Raw genomic sequence first — 18,002 nt, forward strand, 5'->3', positions numbered from 1 at the left:
TGGGTCGCTGAGTTCGGGCAGAGCGGACAGGGTGCCGGCGGGGGAAGCGCGACGGGCCCCTGGGGAAGACCGTCAGCCTACGCGAGCCGACGCCCCCATCGTGGCACCCACCGCCGACAGTCGGGGGCGACCGGGGCGGGGGCCGGGGACGGCGCTAGCCGACCCGCCACGACATCCGCAAATCGGGCTCCTGCTCCTCGTTGTCGGCGCCGTCGGTGTGCTCGCGCTCGACGAGCCCGTGGCGGCGGTAGAACGCCCTGGCCGGGGCGTTGGACTCGAAGACCCACAGCGAGAAGCCCCCGGGACGACGGGCCTTGGCGAGGTCGAGGAGCATCGAGCCGATCCCCTGACCGGCGTGGGACGGCGCCACGTAGAGGTCGTCGAGCCAGGTGGCGGTCATGCGCACGTAGCCGACGACCCGTCCGGCGGCCTCGGCGACCCAGGTCTCGTCGACCGCCAGCCGGCCGGCCAGCCAGGCCTCGACCTCGTGGTCGGGGTGCACGCCGGGGGGCATGGCGCCCGCACGACGCGAGGCGAGGTGGACCGCGGCGACCGGCGCCGCGTCGTCGGGGGTGGCGGGGCGGAGGAGGACCTCGGCGTCGTCAGTGGGAGGCACGGACGACCTCGAGCGCCCGCGCGAGGTCGTCGGGGTAGGCCGACTCGTAGGAGACCTGCTCCCCGGTCTCGGGGTGCTCGAAGCCGAGGCGGACGGCGTGCAGCCACTGCCGGGTCACGCCGAAGCGCCGGGCGAGGGTGGGGTCGGCTCCGTAGGTGAGGTCGCCGACGCACGGGTGCTTGAGGGCCGACATGTGGACGCGGATCTGGTGGGTGCGCCCGGTCTCAAGGTGCACCTCGAGCAGGCTGGCGAACCGGTGGGCCTCGAGGGTCTCGTAGTGGGTGACGCTCGGGCGGCCGCCGTCGATGACGGCGAAGCGGTGGTCGGCGCCGGGGTGGCGGGCGATCGGGGCGTCGATCGTGCCCTCGTGCGGGTCGGGGTGCCCCTGCACCAGCGCGTGGTAGGTCTTGTCGACCGTGCGCTCACGGAAGGCGTTCTTGAGCACCGAGTAGGCGTGCTCGGACTTCGCGATCACCATCACGCCCGACGTGCCGACGTCGAGACGCTGGACGATGCCCTGACGCTCGGAGGCACCCGAGGTGGCGATGCGGAACCCGGCGCCGGCCAGGTGGCCGACGACGGTGGGGCCGGACCAGCCCGGCGAGGGGTGGACGGCGACCCCGACCGGCTTGTCGATCACCACGATCGACGGGTCGTCGTGGATGATCCCGATGCCCTCGACGACCTCCGGCACGACCTCGAGCGGGTCGGCCTCCACCGGGATGGTGACGTCGAGCTGGGCACCGGGCAGCACCCGGTCGCTCTTGCTGACGTCGGCGCCGTCGACCTGCACGAGACCACGGCCGATCAGCTCGGCCGAACGGGTGCGCGAGAGACCGAACAGCTGCGCCATGGCGGCGTCGACCCGCTCGCCGGCGAGGGAGTCCGGGACGATGAGGCTGCGGTGGTCGGCGGTCACTCGGCTCGCTCCTCGGCGGTCTTGTCGGCGGTCTCGTCGGCCGTCTCAACGGCCTCGCCCTCGCGGGTGCCGTCGAGCCGGACGCCGCGCAGGGCCTGGATGATGATCAGGCCCGCCGCGACGTTGATGCACACGTCGGCGACGTTGAAGACCGGCCAGTTCGGCAGCATCAGCATGTCGACCACGTGGCCGCGCATCGGGCCGGGGTCACGCAGCAGGCGGTCGGTGAGGTTGCCCGTGATGCCGGCGAGCAGCAGGCCGAGCGCGACCGCCCAGGCGGTGCTGCCGATGCGCCGGGAGTACCACAGCACGACCGCCGTGGCGATGATGGCCACGATCGTGATGACCGGCGTGAACCCGGTGCCGGTGCTGAACGCGGCGCCCGGGTTGTAGGTCAGGTGCAGCTGGAGGATCTCGCCGATCACCTGGACGTCGGGACGGCCCTCGAGGTGCTGCTCGGCGAGGTACTTCGAGACCTGGTCGACGGCGTAGGCGAGGCCCGCGATCGTGATGAAGATCCAGCGGAGCCGCGGGGTGATGGAGCCTACCGGCGTTCCTCGCGCTGCTTGCATGTCATGCACAGTGTGGCACGCGGGAACACCATCAACCGATTCTTCCCGATGGGGTTCCCGCACGACTCGCACACGCCGTAGGTGGCGTCGTCGATGCGCTCGAGAGCCCGGTCGATCTGGGCGAGCTTGTCGCGCTCGTTGTTGAGCACCGAGATCTCGTGGTCGCGCTCGAAGCTGGACGCGCCGATGTCGGCCTGGTCGTGCCCGGCGCCGTCGCCCGAGTCGCGCATGAGGTCGGCGAGCTCGGCGTCCATCGTCTCGGTGATCTCGGCGCTGTGGGTGCGCTGCTCGTGGAGCTCGGCGAGCACCTCGGCCAGCTCCTCCTTCGTCCAGGCGGCCTCACCCTCCTGGACGACCAGCGAGGCCGGGGCGGCCTTCTTGACCGGGGCCGCCTTCTTGACCGGGGCCGCCTTCTTGACCGGGGCGGCCTTCTTCGCCGGGGCCGCCTTCTTGACCGGAGCCGCCTTCTTGACCGGAGCCGCCTTCTTGACCGGGGCCGCCTTCTTGACCGGAGCCGCCTTCTTGACCGGAGCCGCCTTCTTGACCGGGGCCGCCTTCTTGACCGGGGCCGCCTTCTTGACCGGGGCCGCCTTCTTCGCCGGGGCCGCCTTCTTCGCCGGGGCCGCCTTCTTCGCCGGGGCCGCCTTCTTCGCCGGAGCCGCCTTCTTCGCCGGAGCCGCCTTCTTCGCCGGAGCCGCCTTCTTCGCCGGAGCCGCCTTCTTCGCCGGAGCCGCCTTCTTCGCCGGAGCCGCCTTCTTCGCCGGAGCCGCCTTCTTCGCTGCCGCGCCGGCCGCTTGCTTGGTGGTGCGGGTCAGCGCCTTGCGAGCGACCTGGGCGAGCTTGCGGGTGCTGCGAACCATCGGACCACGGCCCTTCCGTCGGCCATGACCGGAGTGCCACGGCGGCACGAACGGTATCCGCTGGTGATCTGCGTCTCAATCACCGACATGGACGTAGTGCCAAATAGCGCAACGGCCGCCCCGGTGGGACGGCCGTCGCGACGTGCTGAGCTGTGCGGGAGGTGGCCCTCAGGCCTCGTCCTCGCCGAGGATCGAGCGGAGGCGCTTGGGAGCCGGCGGCTCCTGCTGCGGCTCCTGGTCGCCGGTGCCTGCGAGCGCCTCGAGCTGCTGGCTGAAGTAGCTCTTGAGGCGGGAGCGGTACTCGCGCTCGAAGGAGCGGAGGTTCTCGACCTCGACGGAGAGCTTGTCGCGCTCCTTCTCGAGGTCGCCGAAGAGCTGCGTGCGGCGCTCGGCGGTCTCGGCGTCGAGCATCTGGGCCCGGGTGCGGGCGTCGGACTCGAGGCGGTCGGCCTTGCTCTTGGACTCGCTGTCGAGACGCTCGGCCTTGGTGCGGGCCTCGCCGATGATCTTGTCGGCCTCGTTCTTGGCGTCCTCGACGAGCTCGTCGGCGTTGCGCGTGGCGATCTCGAGCAGCCGGGCGGCGGCGTTGGAGGCCTCGGGCACCGTCTCGACCCGGATGGTCTGCACCTCGGTCGTGGCCGGAGCGGCTGCGACCGGAGCCGGAGCCTGGACCGGGGCCGGCGCAGGGGCCGGCGGCTCGGGGGCCTTCTGGAAGGCGACGGGCGCCGGCTCGGGGGCGCTCTGCGGGGCGGGGGCGCCGGACTGGGCGGCCGCGAGCTTGGCCCGCAGGTCGTCGTTCTCCCGGGTGAGCCGCGCGAGCTCGGCCTCGACCTCGTCGAGGAACTGGTCGACCTCGCCCATGTCGTAGCCCTCACGGAGCCGGACGGGCGTGAATCGCTTGTTGCTCACGTCCTCAGGCGTCAGTGGCATGACTTCGCTCGATTCTTGTCGGTGGTGCTGGTCGGTGCTGGTCGGGTGCTGCAAGCTCTGGGGCCGACGGGTCGGCCCCGCGACCGTGGCGCATCCCGAGAAACCCTAGCGCCTGGCTGGTGCAGATGTGACAACGCGTGCCCTTGTGGCGTGCCGAGCGTAAGGCCTCGGGGACGCAGCGTCACAACGCCGCCGTCACACGGACGTCACACACCACCTCGAGCACGGACGCCGGACTCCGCGTCAGAGCAGGTAGGACACGACCAGCCGCGAGGCGATGTAGGCGCCGACGAAGACGATCAGGAAGCTGAGGTCGAGCGCGAAGTTGCCGATGCGCAGCGGCGGGATCACCCGGCGCAGTGCCTTGATCGGCGGGTCGGTGATCGAGTAGACCACCTCGAGGACGACGAGCAGTGGCCCTCGCGGGCTCCACGACCGCGCGAAGACCTGCACCCAGTCGACGATGAACCGGATCCACATGCAGCCGATGAACGCCATGATGAGTCCGTAGAGGATCTGAGCGGCGATCAACGCGAGGGTCCTACCTGTCGGTCGTCGGGTCGTGCGGGCCTGGTGGCGGCGAGCCTAGCGGGCACCGCCCAGCACCCCGGGGCGGGGAGACGCCGTGTCGACGTCGCGGGTGCAGGCGGTCGCCGGAGCCGCTCGGGGGCGCAGGCGCCCGGCCCCTACTCGGCGCACACCACCGCGCACGTCGGGTGCCCGGTGGTCGGTCTGGGGCACCAGCATCCGACCAATCGGAACTAGCTCTGGTTGAAGAAGGCGCCGCTCTCGGCGATGCGCTGCTTGTCCTCGGCGGCCACGGAGACGTTGGGCGGAGAGAGCAGGAAGACCTTGTTGGTGATCCGCTCGATGGTGCCGCGCGTGGCGAAGACGAGTCCGGCGGCGAAGTCGACGAGGCGCTTGGCGTCGTTGTCGTCCATCTCGGTGAGGTTCATGATCACCGGCGTGCCCTCGCGGAAGTTCTCGCCGACGACGCGGGCCTCGTTGTAGGTGCGCGGGTGCAGGGTCGTGATCCGGGAGAGCTCGGCCACGGCGGGGGCCTCCTGCAGCGGGGTCGGGCCGACGGCGCGCCGACGCTCGGCGAGGTCGGCGACCGGGGCCGGGCGGGTCTCGGTCTCGTCGCGCTCGACGCGGCGGGGGCGGGTCGCGGCCTGGACCGGCTCGGTCTCCCGCACGTCGCGGTCGTCGCGCTCGTCGTACTGGTCGTAGTCGTCGTAGCGACCGGTGTCCTCGAGCAGGCCGAGGTACTCACCGATCCTGCGCATCGCGCCGCTCATGTCACCACTCATCTCGGTCGGACAGGTTGGGTCCGGCGTGTGCCGGGGCCCGGTCGTGACACTAATGCACCGAGGGCCTGGATCCGAGGACCGCGGAGCCGACGCGCACGTGTGTCGCGCCGGCCGCGATCGCCGCCTCGAGGTCGCCGCTCATGCCGGCCGAGAGCAGGACCGCGTCGGGGTGGTCGGCGACGAAGCCGGAGCGGATCTCGGCGAGGCGCGCGAACGCCGTCGTGGGGTCCTCGCCGAGCGGCGCGACGGCCATCAGACCACGCAGCCTGAGCATCGGCGCGTCGCCGACGCGGGCGGCGAGGTCGCCGAGGTCGGCGGGACCGGCCCCGGCCCGGCCGGCGGCGTCGGGCGGGTCGAGGCTGACCTGCAGCAGCACGTCGAGCGTCCGGCTCCGCTCGTCGGCGCCGCGCTGGAGGCCGGTGACGAGCTTGGCCCGGTCGAGCGACTCGACGACGTCGGCGTAGGAGGCGACGGCGGCGGCCTTGTTGCTCTGCAGCCCGCCGATGAAGTGCCAGACGAGGTCGAGGTCGGCACAGTCGGCGGCCTTGGCCTGAGCCTCCTGGTGCCGGTTCTCCCCGACGTGGGTGACGCCGAGGTCGGCGAGGATCCGGACGTCGGAGGCGGGGAAGAACTTGGTGACGGCGACGAGCGTGACGTCGTCGGGGTCGCGACCGGCGTCGTCGCAGGCCTGCCGGATGCGGTCGCGGACGGCGGCGAGGCGGGCGGCGACGTCGCCGCTGCGCCCGGTCACCGCGCTCCCCCGGCGGCGAGGCGGACGAGGCCGGCGTGGCGCCCGGCGCGGGCGCCGTCGCGGCGGTGGGAGTAGAGGTCGGCGCTCTCGCGGGTGCAGGCCGCGACGTCGACGACAGCGGCACCGGCCGCCTCGAGCTGCGCACGGACGCCGGCGCCGAGGTCGAGCGAGGGGGTGCCCCACGAGGTCGTGGCCCGGGTGGCCGGCACGAGCGCGGCGACGTCGTCCTGCAGCTGCTGCGGCACCTCGTAGCAGGCGCCGCACACGTGGGGGCCGACCCAGGCGGTGACGTCGCGGGCGCCGAGGTCGCGCATCGCCTCGACGGTGGCCGCCACGACGCCGGCCGCGACGCCGGGCCGCCCGGCGTGCGCTGCCCCGACGACGCCGGCGGCGGCATCGGCGAGCAGCACCGGGACGCAGTCGGCCGCGCGCGTCACCAGGACGACGCCGGGCCGGTCGGTGACGATGCCGTCGGCCTCCGGCCGGGGGCCGCCGGGTGCCGCGACGACGACGCGGCTCCCGTGCACCTGGCTCATGTCGGCCACGGCGTCGGCGCTGCACCCGGGGGCGAAGTCGTCGAGCACGATGGCGAGGTTGCGCCGGGGCACGTCGGGGGCGCCGTCCTCGAGCAGGGCGAGGTTGAGCGAGTCGTAGGGGACGCCGCTGACCCCGCCGTGCCGGTCGGTGAAGGCCAGCTCGACGGGGCCGAGGGTGGAGCGGTGGTGGTACAGGGCGACCTCTACTTCAGGAAGTCGGGGATGTCGAGGTCGTCGTCGTCGAAGACGACCTGCGTGGCCGGGCGCGACGTCGGCTGAGCCGGGCTCGAGGTCGGCTGGGCCGGCTGCGTCGGCGGGGCCGTCTGGGGCGCGCGGTGCTCGGGCTCGCGACGCTCGGGCGCGGCGACGGCCTTGGCCTCCTCCTTCGCCGGCTCGGGTGCCGGGACGCCGGCCTGCTGGCGCAGGGTGGTGCCCTCGGCACGGCGCTTGGGCGTGCCGCCGTCGAACCCGGCGGCGATGACGGTGACCCGCACCTCGTCGCCGAGGGCGTCGTCGATCGTGGCGCCGAAGATGATGTTGGCCTCGGGGTGCACGGCGTCGGCGACGAGCGCGGCGGCGGTGTTGATCTCGAACAGGCCGAGGTCGGAGCCGCCGGCGATCGAGAGCAGGACGCCGTGGGCGCCGTCGATGCTGGCCTCGAGCAGCGGGCTCGACACGGCCATCTCGGCGGCCGCGACGGCACGGTCGTCGCCTCGGGCCGAACCGATGCCCATGAGGGCGGAGCCGGCGTTGGCCATGACGGACTTGACGTCGGCGAAGTCCAGGTTGATCAGGCCCGGGGTGGTGATCAGGTCGGTGATGCCGGAGACGCCCTGGAGCAGCACCTGGTCGGCCTGCTTGAAGGCGTCGAGCACCGAGACGTTGCGGTCGCTGATCGAGAGCAGCCGGTCGTTGGGGATGACGATGAGGGTGTCGACCTCCTCACGCAGGGCCGCGATGCCCTCGTCGGCCGAGCCCATGCGCCGGCGTCCCTCGAAGGCGAAGGGGCGCGTGACGACGCCGATGGTGAGGGCGCCCAGCGAGCGGGCGATGCGGGCCACGACGGGCGCGCCGCCGGTGCCGGTGCCGCCGCCCTCGCCGGCGGTGACGAAGACCATGTCGGCACCCTTGATCACCTCCTCGATCTCCTCGGCGTGGTCCTCGGCCGCCTGGCCGCCCACGGACGGGTTGGCGCCGGCGCCGAGGCCGCGGGTGAGCTCGCGGCCGATGTCGAGCTTGACGTCGGCGTCGCTCATCAGCAGCGCCTGCGCGTCGGTGTTGATGGCGATGAACTCGACGCCCTTGAGGCCGACCTCGATCATCCGGTTGACGGCGTTGACGCCGCCGCCACCGATGCCCACGACCTTGATGATCGCCAGGTAGTTCTGTGCTGCAGCCACGACGGCTTCACCTCTCGGACGGTGCGGAAGAATGTGGGAGACGGGGCGAGGCCGAACTGTGACCCTCAGGCTGAGGGTTATAGTTATGTCAACCTCGTCGTGGGCACGACAGTAGGCAGTCCGCGCCCCCGGATCGGTCAGACACGCCGCGTCACTGCACGACGGGTTGTGCCGGCACGCTCACGTCGTAGCTCTTCGCCGGCTGCGACAGCAGGGCGAGCAGCACCTCGCCCTTCTGCGCCGAGCCCTCGGCCCCGCCCCACTGCACGACGCGGTCGTCGCGCAGCACCAGCTCGATCTCGTCGGCGCTGCGCAGCACCAGGTGGTCGACGCGGACGGCGACCTCGTCGGGCAGCGCGGCCAGCACGGTGACCGCCTCGCCGACGGCGTCCGGGTCGGTGACCGTGGTCGAGGTCGGCGCCTCGATGCGGGGCAGGTCGGTCGGCGCGCGCTTGAACGAGCCGAACGCGACGCCCTCGACGTCGACGGTGCGGTAGGTGTCCCCGCGCTGCACCACGGCGACCGGTTCGCGCTCCTGCACCGTGATGAGCACCGAGTGCGGCCACTTGCGGGTGACCTCGACGCTGCGGACCGAGGCGAGGGCCCCCACCCGGCGCTCGACGGCGACCAGGTCGGCGGTGGCCAGCGGTCCGCCGAGCGGCACCGCCGCGACCCGCTCGATCTCGGAGGTCTGGACCGTGTCGGTGCCGGAGACCTCGACGTCCTGCACCGACAGCGTGTCGGAGAAGTAGACCGCGTAGGTGCCGCCGCCGACGAGCACGACGAGCAGCAGCGCGACGGCGAGGTAGCGCAGTGTCAGCCAACGTCGGGCCCACTGACGGCGCGCGAAGCGGCGCCGCTGCCGCTCCTCGTCGGTCCGTCTGGTCGTGCTCGTCCTAGCCATCCTCGCCAGTGTGACCCAGAAGTCGCAGGACCTCGGGACCGACGCGCGTGACGGTGCCCGCACCCAGCGTGAGCACGAGGTCGCCGGGGCGCGCACGCTCGACGAGGGCCGCCGCGGCCGCCTCCAGCGAGGCCCGACCGACCCGCTCGCGGGGCAGCGGGACGGCGTCGGCGACGAGCGCGGAGGTGACCTCGGGGTCGGGTGCCTCCCGGGCCAGGTAGAGGTCGAGGACGACGACCTCGTCGGCCGCACCCAGCGCGCGGCCCATCTCGGTGCCGAAGATGCGGGTGCGCGAGACCAGGTGCGGCTGGAAGGCGACGACGAGCCGCCCCTCCCCCGCCAGCGCCCTGGCCGACTGCAGGTCGCCGACGATCTCGGTCGGGTGGTGGGCGTAGCTGTCGTAGACGCGGACGCCGCCGGCCTCGCCCTTGGGCTCCATGCGTCGTCGCGTGCCGGTGTAGGAGGCGATGCCGCGCAGCAGGTCGGCGCGGTCGTGGCCGAGCGCCTCCCCCGCGGCGAGCGCGGCGAGGGCGTCGATGCGGTAGTGGTCACCGGGGGCCCACAGGGTGACGTCGCCGAGCGCGGCGTCGTCGGCGACCGAGACGCGGACGACGCGTCGTCCGGCGGCCTCGTGGCGGTCGGCCAGGGCGGCGGCACCGGGGTCGTCGACACAGCAGACGAGGAAGTCGTCGACCCCGTCGGCGAAGGTGTCGAACGCGGCCGCGTAGGCCTCGGGGGTGCCCCACTGGTCGAGGTGGTCGGCGTCCACGTTGGTCACGATGGCGCCCGCGACGTCGTAGACGAGGAAGGCGCCGTCGCTCTCGTCGGCCTCGGCCACGAACACCTCGCCCCCGCCGACGGCGGCGTTGACGCCGGTGGCGGCGAGGTCGCCGCCGATCGCGTAGGACGGGTCGGCGCCGGCGGCCTGGAGGGCGACGGTGAGCAGCGAGGTCGTGGTGGTCTTGCCGTGCGTGCCGGCGACGGCGACGACGCGCTGGCCGTCCATGGCGGCGGCGAGCCCGGCCGAGCGGGGCAGCACGGTGAGCCCGCGGCGCACGGCCTCGACGTACTCGGGGTTGTCGTCGGGGATCGCGGTGGAGACGACGAGGGTGTCGACGTCGTGCACGTGGGTCGCGTCGTGGCCGACGTGCACGGTCGCCCCGAGCTCGCGCAGCGCCTCGAGCGCGGGCGACTCGGTGCCGTCGCTGCCGCTGACGGTGACGCCGCGGCCGAGCAGGATGCGGGCGATGCCGGACAGTCCGGCCCCGCCGATGCCCACGAGGTGCACGCGGCCGAGGTCGGCGAGCGCGGGCACCGGGTCGGGCACGGGGACCCTCACCGGCCGGCCCTGCCGGCTTCCTCGGCGACGATCGCGGCGAGCTTGTCGTCGGCGTCGCGGGGCACGAGGCCCGAGGCCGCGGCGCTCATGGCGGCCAGGCGCGACTCGTCGGTGGCGAGCGCGGGCACGGTGTCGGCCACCCGGTCGGCGGTGAGGTCGGCGTCGTCGACCATCAAGGCTCCCCCGGCCTCGACGATCGCGGAGGCGTTCATCCGCTGCTCGCCGTTGCCGATCGGCAGCGGCACGAAGATGGCGGGCACGCCGGTGGCCGCGGCCTCGACGACGCTGGAGGCGCCGCCGCGGCAGACCATCAGGTCGGCGGCGGCGAGGGCGTAGTCCATGCGGTCGACGTAGGGCACGACGACGTAGGGCGCGCCGGTCTGCTCGGGCGAGGCCTCGCCCTTCGGTCCGACGACGTGCAGCACCTGCACGCCGGCCTCGCCCAGGGCGCGCGCGGCGCCCGAGACGGCCTGGTTGAGGCGCCGAGCGCCCTGCGAGCCGCCGGTGACGACGAGGGTCGGCCGGTCGGGGTCGAGGCCGAAGAAGGCCCGGGCCTCGGCGCGCAGCGCCGCGCGGTCGAGCGTCGAGATCATCCGACGGATCGGCAGTCCGACGTACTCGGCGCCCTTCAGCGGGGTGTCGGGGAAGCTGACCGCCACGCGCGAGGCGACCCGGGCGCCGGCCTTGTTGGCCAGGCCGGGCAGCGAGTTCTGCTCGTGGACGACGAGCGGCAGCTTGCGGCGCCGGGCGGCGAGGTAGGCCGGCATCGACACGTAGCCGCCGTAGCCGACGACGACGTCTGGCCGGACCCGGTCGAAGATCGCCAGCGTCTCCTTCACCGCGCCGCGCAGTCGGCCCGGCACCCGGACGAGGTCGGCGTTGGGCTTGCGGGGCAGCGGCACCGGGGGCACCAGCTCGAGCGGGTAGCCGGCCTCCGGGACGACGCGGTTCTCGAGCCCGCGCGGCGTGCCGAGGCACGTGATGTGGACGTCGGGGTCGAGTCGTCGCAGGGCGTCGGCCGTGGCGAGCAGGGGCGAGGTGTGGCCGGCGGTGCCGCCGCCGGCGAGAAGGACGCGCATGATGCCTAGACGCTAGCGGCGCGCGGCGAGCCCTGCCGAACGGGCCTTGCGGCGCTGCGCGAGGGCCCGGGCGGCCTCGGGCTCGCGCCGGGCGAAGCCGACCAGGAGGCCGAGGGCGGCGAGCGTGGGCAGCAGGCTCGAGCCGCCGTAGGAGACCAGCGGCAACGGGATGCCGATGACCGGCAGCAGCGCGAGCACCATGCCGACGTTGATGATCATCTGGCCGATGACCCAGACCACGATGCCGAACGAGGCGAAGCGCACGAAGGCGTCGTCGGTGCGCCGCGCGATGCGCAGGGCCGAGAAGGCGATGGTGAGGAACAGCGCGATGACCAGCAGGGTGCCGAAGAGGCCGAGCTCCTCGCCGAGCACGGCGAAGATGTAGTCGGTGTGGGCCTCGGGCAGGCCGCCCCACTTCTGGGTGCTGGCCCCGATGCCCTGCCCGAACACCCCGCCCGACGACATCGCGTAGAGGCCGTGGGCCGACTGCCACCCGGTGCCGTGGAAGTCCTGGAACGGGTCGACGAAGTTGGTGATGCGGGCGAGACGGTTGGCGCTGGTGGCGGCGACGGCGAGCGCCGAGACAGCCACGAGCATGCTGGCGATGACGAACAGCCGGGCGGGCGCGCCGACGACCCAGAGCATGCCGATGAGGATCGCGAACAGCACGAGCGCGGTGCCGAGGTCGCGCCCGAAGATGACCAGGCCGGTGGCGACCAGCATGCCGGGCACGACGGGCACCATCACCTGGTGCAGGCTGCCCAGACGGCGGGACTTGTTGGCGTAGATGTGCGCGGCCCACAGCACCAGCGACAGCTTGGCGATCTCCGAGGGCTGGATGATCAACGGACCGAGCGCGAGCCAGTTGGTGTTGCCGTTGCGCTCGACGCCCAGGAACGCGGTGAGCGTGAGCAGCACGAGCGAGACGGAGAACGCCGGGTAGGTGAGCCGGCGCACCCACACGAGGCTGACCCGGCTCGCCACGATCGCGACGGGGACGCCGACGACGACCCACATCAGCTGCCGGCGCACGATCGTGTAGGAGTCGCCGGTGTTCTCGTAGGAGAAGACGCTGGAGGCGCTGAGCACCATGACGAGGCCGATGGTGAGCAGCAGCGCCGCCGAGCCGAGCAGCAGGTAGTAGGTCGTGAGCGGGCGGTCGAGCGCCTCGCGCAGCGAGCGGACCCAGCCGCGGCGGAAGGAGAGCTCGGGGGTCGCTGTCGTCACCCGGTGACTCCTGTCGGCTTAAGGGGAAGGTGTGCCGCGTGCCGCCTCGGCGAACATGTCCCCACGCGCGCCGTAGTCGGTGAACTGGTCCTGCGAGGCGCACCCGGGGGCCAGCAGGACCGTGTCGCCCGCGACGGCCAGCTGCTCGGCCGCCGCGACGACCCGGCGCATGAGGTCGGGTCCGCCTTCTGTCGACCCAGTGTCGGGCGCGTCGAGCGTGATCACGGGTACATCGGGGGCGTGTCGCGAAAGCGAGGCGGCGATGACGTCGCGGTCGCGGCCGATGAGCACGACGCCCCGCAGGCGCGAGGCGACCGAGCGCACGAGCTCGTCGAAGGACGCGCCCTTCGCGAGCCCGCCGGCGACCCACACGACGGGGTCGTAGGCCTGCAGCGAGGACTGGGCGGCGTGCGGGTTGGTGGCCTTGGAGTCGTCGACCCAGGTGATGCCGTCGCGGGTGGCGACGACGGCGATGCGGTGGCCGTCGAGCCGGAACCCGCGCAGCCCGTCGCGGACGGCGACCTGGTCGACGCCGTGCGCCCGCGCCAGCGCGGCCGCGGCGAGCGCGTTGGCCACCACGTGCGGCGCGGGCTCGCCGCCGTCGGGGGCGAGGTCGGCGAGGGTGCACAGCTCGGCGGCGCTGGTGGCGCGCTCCTCGATGAAGGCACGGTCGACGAGGAGGTCCTCGACGACGCCGAGGTTGCCGACCGACGGCATGCCGAGCGTGAACCCGACGGCGCGGGCGCCCTCGACGACCTCGGCCTCGCGCACGAGCGCCTCGGTGCCGGGGTCGGCGAGGTTGTAGACGCACGCCCGCTCGACGCCGTCGTAGATGCGGCCCTTGTCGGCGGCGTAGGCGTCCATGCCGGTGGCGTGGCCGGCGCGGCCGAGCCAGTCGCCGGCGTACCAGTCGAGGTGGTCCTCGGCGAGGTTGAGGACGGCGGCGGCCTGGGCGCCCATGGAGGAGGTGTAGTGCAGCTGGAAGCTGGACAGCTCGACGGCGAACACGTCGTAGGGCGCGGGGTCCATGACGGCCTCGACGATGGGCAGCCCGACGTTGCCGGCCGCGACGCTGCGCAGCCCGGCCGTGCGCAGGATCGTGTCGAGCATCTGCGTGGTCGTGGTCTTGCCGTTGGTGCCCGTGACGCACAGCCAGGGCGCCGGCTCGCCGCTCGGCCCCACCGGGCGCAGGCGCCACGCGAGCTCGACCTCGCCCCACACCGGCACGCCGCGATCGGCCGCCTGCTGCAGCAGCGGGCTGTCGGGGCGGAACCCGGGCGAGGCGATGACGAGGTCGACGCCGTCGTCGGGCAGGCGCTCGGTGGCGCCGGCGTGGATGTCGACGCGGGCGCCGAGCACCTCGAGCAGCTCGGCCTTCTCCAGCTGCGCCGCGGTCGCGCGGTCGGCCAGCGCGGTGACCGACGCACCGAGGTGCGTGAGGTTGTCGGCGGCCGCGAACCCCGAGACGCCGAAGCCCAGCACGACGACGCGGACGCCGTCCCAGGACGACTCGCGACCCAGGGATGAGGTGTCGGGCCCGCTCACAACCTCGCGACCCATTCGGCGTAGAAGATGCCGAGGCCCGTGGCGACGAAGAGCCCGGTGATGATCCAGAACCGGACCACGATGGTGACCTGCTCCCAGCCGAGCATCTCGAAGTGGTGGTGCAGGGGCGCCATGCGGAAGACGCGGTGCTGGGCCTGGACCCGGAAGACCCTGCGGAACAGCGCGCTCTTGCGGCTCGCCTTGAACACGGTGGTCTGGATCATCGACGACAGCGTGATGAGCACGAACAGCCCGCCGAGGATGACGAGCAGCAGCTCGGTGCGGGTGAGGATCGCGAACCCGGCGAGCACGCCGCCGAGGCCGAGCGAGCCGGTGTCGCCCATGAAGATGGCGGCGGGCGAGGCGTTCCACCACAAGAAGCCGAAGCAGGCCCCGGTGATGGCGGCGGCGATGATGGCGAGGTCGAGCGGGTCGCGCACGTCGTAGCACTGGCCGCTGGCGTTGATCTGGCACGACTGGCTCGACTGCCAGATGTTCACCAGCATGTAGGCGCCGAAGACCATCACGCACGATCCGGCGGCGAGGCCGTCGAGGCCGTCGGCGAGGTTGACGGCGTTGCTGGTGCCGGTGACGATCAGCCAGATCAGCAGCACCGCGACGATGAACGGCAGCGCGAGCCAGTCGATCTCGCGCAGGAACGAGATCTTGTCGCTGGCCGGGGTGCGCCCGCCGTCGTCCTCGAGCCAGGGCGAGAGCGCCAGCGCGCCGAACGAGACGGCGACGAACGTCTGGCCGACGATCTTGGCCTTGCTGCGCAGGCCGAGGCTGCGCTGCTTGTAGATCTTGATGAAGTCGTCGAGGAAGCCGACCATGCCGCACCCGACGAACAGGTAGATCAGCAGCAGGCCGGACGCCGACGGCGCGCTCATCGTGATGAGCTTGGCGCCGAAGTAGCCCACCACGGTGGCACCGATGATCGCGACGCCGCCCATCGTGGGCGTGCCGCGCTTGGTGTGGTGCGAGGTGGGCCCGTCGTCGCGGATCTCCTGGCCGTAGCCGAGACGGGTGAACTGCCGGATCGCGACCCGCGTGCCGAGCAGGGAGACGATGAGGGCGATGCCGCCACCGAGGAGGATCGCTCTCACGGACGGTCTCCTTCCTCTGGGGCCTGCGGGCGGTCGGCCAGCAGGGCGGCGGCGAGCACCTCGAGCGCCACGCCCCGGGATGCCTTGACGAGGACGGCGTCCCCGGCCCCGGCATTCTCGCGCACCCAGGCCAGTGCGTCGTCGCGCCCCGCCGTGACGATCACCTCACCCACGCCGGCCGCACGAGCGCCGTCGGCGATGCCCGCTGCGGCGTCGCCCACGACCACGACGACGTCGACGCCGGACGCGGCCCCGCCGACCTCGGCGTGCGCGGCGTCGTGCTCGTCGCCGAGCTCGCGCATCTCCCCCAGGACGGCGATCGTGCGGCCCGGACGCTCGCGCCCGAGAGCGCGGACGGCGTCGAGCGCGGCCCGCATCGAGGCGGGGTTGGCGTTGTAGGAGTCGTTGAGCACCAGCAGGCCGTCGGCGCGCTCGCCGACCTCCATGCGCCAGGGCGAGGCGGCCTCGGCCGTGGACAGCCGGGCCGCGATGCCGTCGGGTCCGTCGAGCGGCAGGCCGACGGCCAGGGCCATCGCGGCGGCCGCGGCGGCGTTGGCCACCTGGTGCTCCCCGGTGACCTGCAGCGCGACCGGGGCCCAGAGCCCGTCGTGGCCGAGCTCGAACCGCGCGCGGCCGAGCGCGTCGAGCGTGACGTCGCGCCAGCGGACGTCGGCGTGCTCGCCGAAGGTGAGCACGGTGGCCGCGGTACGTGCGGCCATCGCCGCGACGCGGGGGTCGTCGGCGTTGAGCACCGCGGTGCCCGTGGCCGGGAGCGCCTCGACGATCTCGCCCTTCGCGGCGGCGATCGCCTCGACCCCGCCGAACTCGCCGACGTGGGCGGTGCCGACGTTGAGCACGGCGGCGACCGTGGGCGGCGCGATCTCGCACAGGTAGGCGATGTGGCCGACCCCGCGGGCCCCCATCTCGAGCAGCAGTCGTTCGGTCGTCTCGTCGGCGCGCAGCACGGTGAGGGGGACGCCGAGCTCGTTGTTGTTGTTGGCCCGGGTGGCCACCGAGCTCTCGCCGAGCACGTGGGCCAGCAGGTCCTTGGTGCTGGTCTTGCCCTGCGAGCCGGTGAGGGCGAGCACGTCGGCGGGCAGCCGGTCGACGACCGCGCGGGCGAGCCGTCCGAGGGCGACGGTGACGTCGTCGACCACGACGGTCGGCGGCGTGGTGGGCCGGCTGCCGAGCACGGCGTGCGCGCCGTCGGCGTAGAGGTGACCGTCGACCCGCTCGCCCGCGAGCGCGACGTAGAGCCCGCCGTCGACGGGCTCGCGGCTGTCGACGTAGGCCCCGCCCGAGACCACCACGTCGCGGCCGTGCTGTCGGCCGCCGACGATGCGGGCGATCTCGCCCAGGGAGAGGTCAAGCACCGAGCACCTCGCGCGCGACCACGCGGTCGTCGAAGTCGTGCACGACCCCGTGCACCTCCTGACCGGTCTCGTGGCCCTTGCCGGCGACGAGGACGACGTCGCCGGCGCGGGCGAGGCCGAGGGCGTGCTCGATCGCTGCGCGCCGGTCGCCGACCTCGACCACCTTGTGCCGGTCGGCCTCGCCGACGCCGGCGACCATCGCGGCGCGGATGACGGCGGGGTCCTCGGTGCGGGGGTTGTCGTCGGTGACCACGAGCACGTCGGCGAGCCGCGCGGCGATCTCGGCCATGATCGGCCGCTTGCCGGGGTCGCGGTCGCCGCCGGCCCCGAGCACGACGACGACCCGGCCGTGACCGGCCTCGGCGAGCGGGCGGAGCGTGCCGATGGCGGCCTCGACGGCGTCGGGCTTGTGGGCGTAGTCGACGACGACGAGGAAGTCCTGACCGGCCTCGACCCGCTCGAGCCGGCCCGGCACGCCGCCCGAGGCGGCGATCGCGGTCGCGACGGCGGCGGGGTCGAAGCCGGCCTCGGCCGCTGCGGCCACGGCGGCGAGAGTGTTGGCCACGTTGAACCGGCCGGGCAGGGGCACGCCCCCGGGCACGCGCACGCCGTCCGGCCCCTCGATGGTGAACCGGGAGCCCTCGCGCTCGAGCTCGAGGTCGACGGCGCGCCAGTCGGCGTCGGGCCGGTCGAGGGCGAAGGTGCGCACCGGCAGCGACGTCTCACCGGCGAGGCGGCGACCGTGCTCGTCGTCGGCGTTGAGCAGCGCGAGCCGGGCCCGCCCGGGTGTGAAGAGGGAGGCCTTGGCGCGGTAGTAGTCCTCGACGTCGGTGTGGAAGTCGAGGTGGTCGCGCCCGAGGTTGAGGAACACCGCGACGTCGAACACGACGCCGTCGACACGGCCCATGACCAGCGCGTGGCTGGAGACCTCCATGGCGCAGGCGACGACGTCGCGCTCGCGCATCACCGCGAACAGCGCGTGCAGGTCGGGCGCCTCGGGGGTGGTGAGGCTGGTCCTCACGTCGTGGCCGGCGATGCGGGTGCCGACCGTGCCGACGACGGCGGCGCGCACACCAGCCCCCTCGAGGCCGGCCTCGGCCAGGCGGGTGGTCGTCGTCTTGCCCTGGGTGCCGGTGACGCCGATCATCCGCATCGACGTCGCCGGATCACCGTTCAGGCGGGCCGCGAGCCCGCCGAGCACCTCGCGCGGGCGGGCCACGACGAGCAGCGGCACCCCCGCGGGGGCCTGGTCGGCCCCGGCCTCGTCGGTCAGGACGGCGACGGCGCCCGCCTCGACGGCCGACCCGGCGTACTGGACGCCGTGCGCGCGGCTGCCCGGCAGCGCGGCGTAGAGGTCGCCGGCGACCACGCGCTGCGACGACAGCGTGAGCCCGTGCACCACGACGTCGCCGTCGCCGCGCAGGACGGCGTCGGGCAGCCACCGGGCCACCTCGGCGAGCGGGACGGCGGGTCGGGTGGCGGGTCGGGTGGCGGGTGAGTCGGTCGGCGGGGTCGGCATGGCCGACCCATCCTCA

At 73.5% G+C, this 18,002-nt stretch carries 18 protein-coding genes; all 18 read right to left on the minus strand.

The genetic code is table 11. The features are described from left to right. Nucleotides 1-154: 154 nt before the first annotated feature. The 18 genes from ABFT23_RS14255 to ABFT23_RS14340 all read right to left on the minus strand — a co-directional run bounded on the left by ABFT23_RS14255 (nt 155) and on the right by ABFT23_RS14340 (nt 17,986). Nucleotides 155-616, minus strand: a complete 462-nt coding sequence (locus ABFT23_RS14255; protein WP_347896270.1) for a GNAT family N-acetyltransferase — start codon at nt 614-616, stop codon at nt 155-157. Then, complete coding sequence (locus tag ABFT23_RS14260) at nt 603-1,469, minus strand: RluA family pseudouridine synthase (protein ID WP_347897031.1); 867 nt, start codon at nt 1,467-1,469, stop codon at nt 603-605. Before ABFT23_RS14260 ends, ABFT23_RS14255 begins: the two co-directional genes overlap by 14 nt. Before the next feature lie 62 nt (nt 1,470-1,531). After that, a complete protein-coding gene (locus ABFT23_RS14265) occupies nt 1,532-2,107 on the minus strand; it encodes a signal peptidase II (RefSeq protein WP_347896272.1) in 576 nt (191 codons plus the stop codon). Then, complete coding sequence (locus tag ABFT23_RS14270) at nt 2,080-2,967, minus strand: TraR/DksA family transcriptional regulator (protein WP_347896274.1); 888 nt, start codon at nt 2,965-2,967, stop codon at nt 2,080-2,082. The genes ABFT23_RS14265 and ABFT23_RS14270 overlap by 28 nt, the downstream gene beginning before the upstream one ends. 168 nt (nt 2,968-3,135) lie before the next feature. Further along, a complete protein-coding gene (locus ABFT23_RS14275) occupies nt 3,136-3,897 on the minus strand; it encodes a DivIVA domain-containing protein (protein WP_347896276.1) in 762 nt (253 codons plus the stop codon). Between the two features lie 243 nt (nt 3,898-4,140). Next, a complete protein-coding gene (locus ABFT23_RS14280; protein WP_347896278.1) occupies nt 4,141-4,428 on the minus strand; it encodes a YggT family protein in 288 nt (95 codons plus the stop codon). Nucleotides 4,429-4,658: 230 nt separating this feature from the next. Beyond that, nucleotides 4,659-5,195, minus strand: a complete 537-nt coding sequence (locus ABFT23_RS14285; protein ID WP_347896280.1) for a cell division protein SepF — start codon at nt 5,193-5,195, stop codon at nt 4,659-4,661. Between the two features lie 61 nt (nt 5,196-5,256). Further along, the gene (locus tag ABFT23_RS14290) at nt 5,257-5,958 is read right to left on the minus strand and encodes a YggS family pyridoxal phosphate-dependent enzyme (protein WP_347896282.1); all 702 of its coding nucleotides are present in this window, start codon (nt 5,956-5,958) and stop codon (nt 5,257-5,259) included. After that, nucleotides 5,955-6,689 (minus strand): laccase domain-containing protein, encoded by a 735-nt coding sequence (locus ABFT23_RS14295; RefSeq protein WP_347897033.1) that lies wholly within the window; start codon nt 6,687-6,689, stop codon nt 5,955-5,957. The genes ABFT23_RS14290 and ABFT23_RS14295 overlap by 4 nt, the downstream gene beginning before the upstream one ends. Nucleotides 6,690-6,697: 8 nt before the next feature. Next, nucleotides 6,698-7,894, minus strand: coding sequence for a cell division protein FtsZ (gene ftsZ, locus ABFT23_RS14300; protein WP_347896284.1), 1,197 nt, complete (start codon nt 7,892-7,894; stop codon nt 6,698-6,700). A gap of 151 nt (nt 7,895-8,045) precedes the next feature. Further along, nucleotides 8,046-8,798 carry a cell division protein FtsQ/DivIB gene (locus ABFT23_RS14305; protein WP_347896286.1) on the minus strand — a complete coding sequence of 251 codons (753 nt, stop codon included), beginning with the start codon at nt 8,796-8,798 and terminating at the stop codon, nt 8,046-8,048. Then, nucleotides 8,791-10,137, minus strand: coding sequence for a UDP-N-acetylmuramate--L-alanine ligase (gene murC / locus ABFT23_RS14310; RefSeq protein ID WP_347896288.1), 1,347 nt, complete (start codon nt 10,135-10,137; stop codon nt 8,791-8,793). The genes ABFT23_RS14305 and murC overlap by 8 nt, the downstream gene beginning before the upstream one ends. Next, on the minus strand, nt 10,134-11,216 hold the full coding sequence (murG, locus tag ABFT23_RS14315; RefSeq protein ID WP_347896290.1) for an undecaprenyldiphospho-muramoylpentapeptide beta-N-acetylglucosaminyltransferase: 1,083 nt from the start codon (nt 11,214-11,216) through the stop codon (nt 10,134-10,136). The genes murC and murG overlap by 4 nt, the downstream gene beginning before the upstream one ends. A gap of 12 nt (nt 11,217-11,228) precedes the next feature. Then, nucleotides 11,229-12,443, minus strand: coding sequence for a putative lipid II flippase FtsW (gene ftsW / locus ABFT23_RS14320; RefSeq protein ID WP_347896292.1), 1,215 nt, complete (start codon nt 12,441-12,443; stop codon nt 11,229-11,231). Between the two features lie 18 nt (nt 12,444-12,461). After that, nucleotides 12,462-14,003 carry a UDP-N-acetylmuramoyl-L-alanine--D-glutamate ligase gene (gene murD, locus ABFT23_RS14325; RefSeq protein ID WP_347896294.1) on the minus strand — a complete coding sequence of 514 codons (1,542 nt, stop codon included), beginning with the start codon at nt 14,001-14,003 and terminating at the stop codon, nt 12,462-12,464. Further along, nucleotides 13,985-15,094, minus strand: coding sequence for a phospho-N-acetylmuramoyl-pentapeptide-transferase (gene mraY / locus ABFT23_RS14330; protein ID WP_347896296.1), 1,110 nt, complete (start codon nt 15,092-15,094; stop codon nt 13,985-13,987). Before mraY ends, murD begins: the two co-directional genes overlap by 19 nt. Further along, nucleotides 15,091-16,467 (minus strand): UDP-N-acetylmuramoyl-tripeptide--D-alanyl-D-alanine ligase, encoded by a 1,377-nt coding sequence (locus ABFT23_RS14335; protein WP_347896298.1) that lies wholly within the window; start codon nt 16,465-16,467, stop codon nt 15,091-15,093. Before ABFT23_RS14335 ends, mraY begins: the two co-directional genes overlap by 4 nt. Then, nucleotides 16,460-17,986, minus strand: coding sequence for a UDP-N-acetylmuramoyl-L-alanyl-D-glutamate--2,6-diaminopimelate ligase (locus tag ABFT23_RS14340; protein WP_347896300.1), 1,527 nt, complete (start codon nt 17,984-17,986; stop codon nt 16,460-16,462). The genes ABFT23_RS14335 and ABFT23_RS14340 overlap by 8 nt, the downstream gene beginning before the upstream one ends. Nucleotides 17,987-18,002: the final 16 nt, after the last annotated feature.

Origin of the sequence: Nocardioides secundeburneus (assembly GCF_039939255.1) — a bacterium.
Lineage (GTDB): Bacteria > Actinomycetota > Actinomycetes > Propionibacteriales > Nocardioidaceae > Nocardioides.

Coding starts and splice junctions, on each gene's coding strand:
- ABFT23_RS14270 (WP_347896274.1), bottom strand. CDS start 2,967: ATGGTTCGCAGCACCCGCAAGCTCGCCCAGGTCGCTCGCAAGGCGCTG.
- ABFT23_RS14275 (WP_347896276.1), bottom strand. CDS start 3,897: ATGCCACTGACGCCTGAGGACGTGAGCAACAAGCGATTCACGCCCGTC.
- ABFT23_RS14340 (WP_347896300.1), bottom strand. CDS start 17,986: ATGCCGACCCCGCCGACCGACTCACCCGCCACCCGACCCGCCACCCGA.
- ABFT23_RS14260 (WP_347897031.1), bottom strand. CDS start 1,469: ATGGCGCAGCTGTTCGGTCTCTCGCGCACCCGTTCGGCCGAGCTGATC.
- ABFT23_RS14285 (WP_347896280.1), bottom strand. CDS start 5,195: ATGAGCGGCGCGATGCGCAGGATCGGTGAGTACCTCGGCCTGCTCGAG.
- ABFT23_RS14265 (WP_347896272.1), bottom strand. CDS start 2,107: ATGCAAGCAGCGCGAGGAACGCCGGTAGGCTCCATCACCCCGCGGCTC.
- murD (WP_347896294.1), bottom strand. CDS start 14,003: ATGGGTCGCGAGGTTGTGAGCGGGCCCGACACCTCATCCCTGGGTCGC.
- murG (WP_347896290.1), bottom strand. CDS start 11,216: ATGCGCGTCCTTCTCGCCGGCGGCGGCACCGCCGGCCACACCTCGCCC.
- ABFT23_RS14305 (WP_347896286.1), bottom strand. CDS start 8,798: ATGGCTAGGACGAGCACGACCAGACGGACCGACGAGGAGCGGCAGCGG.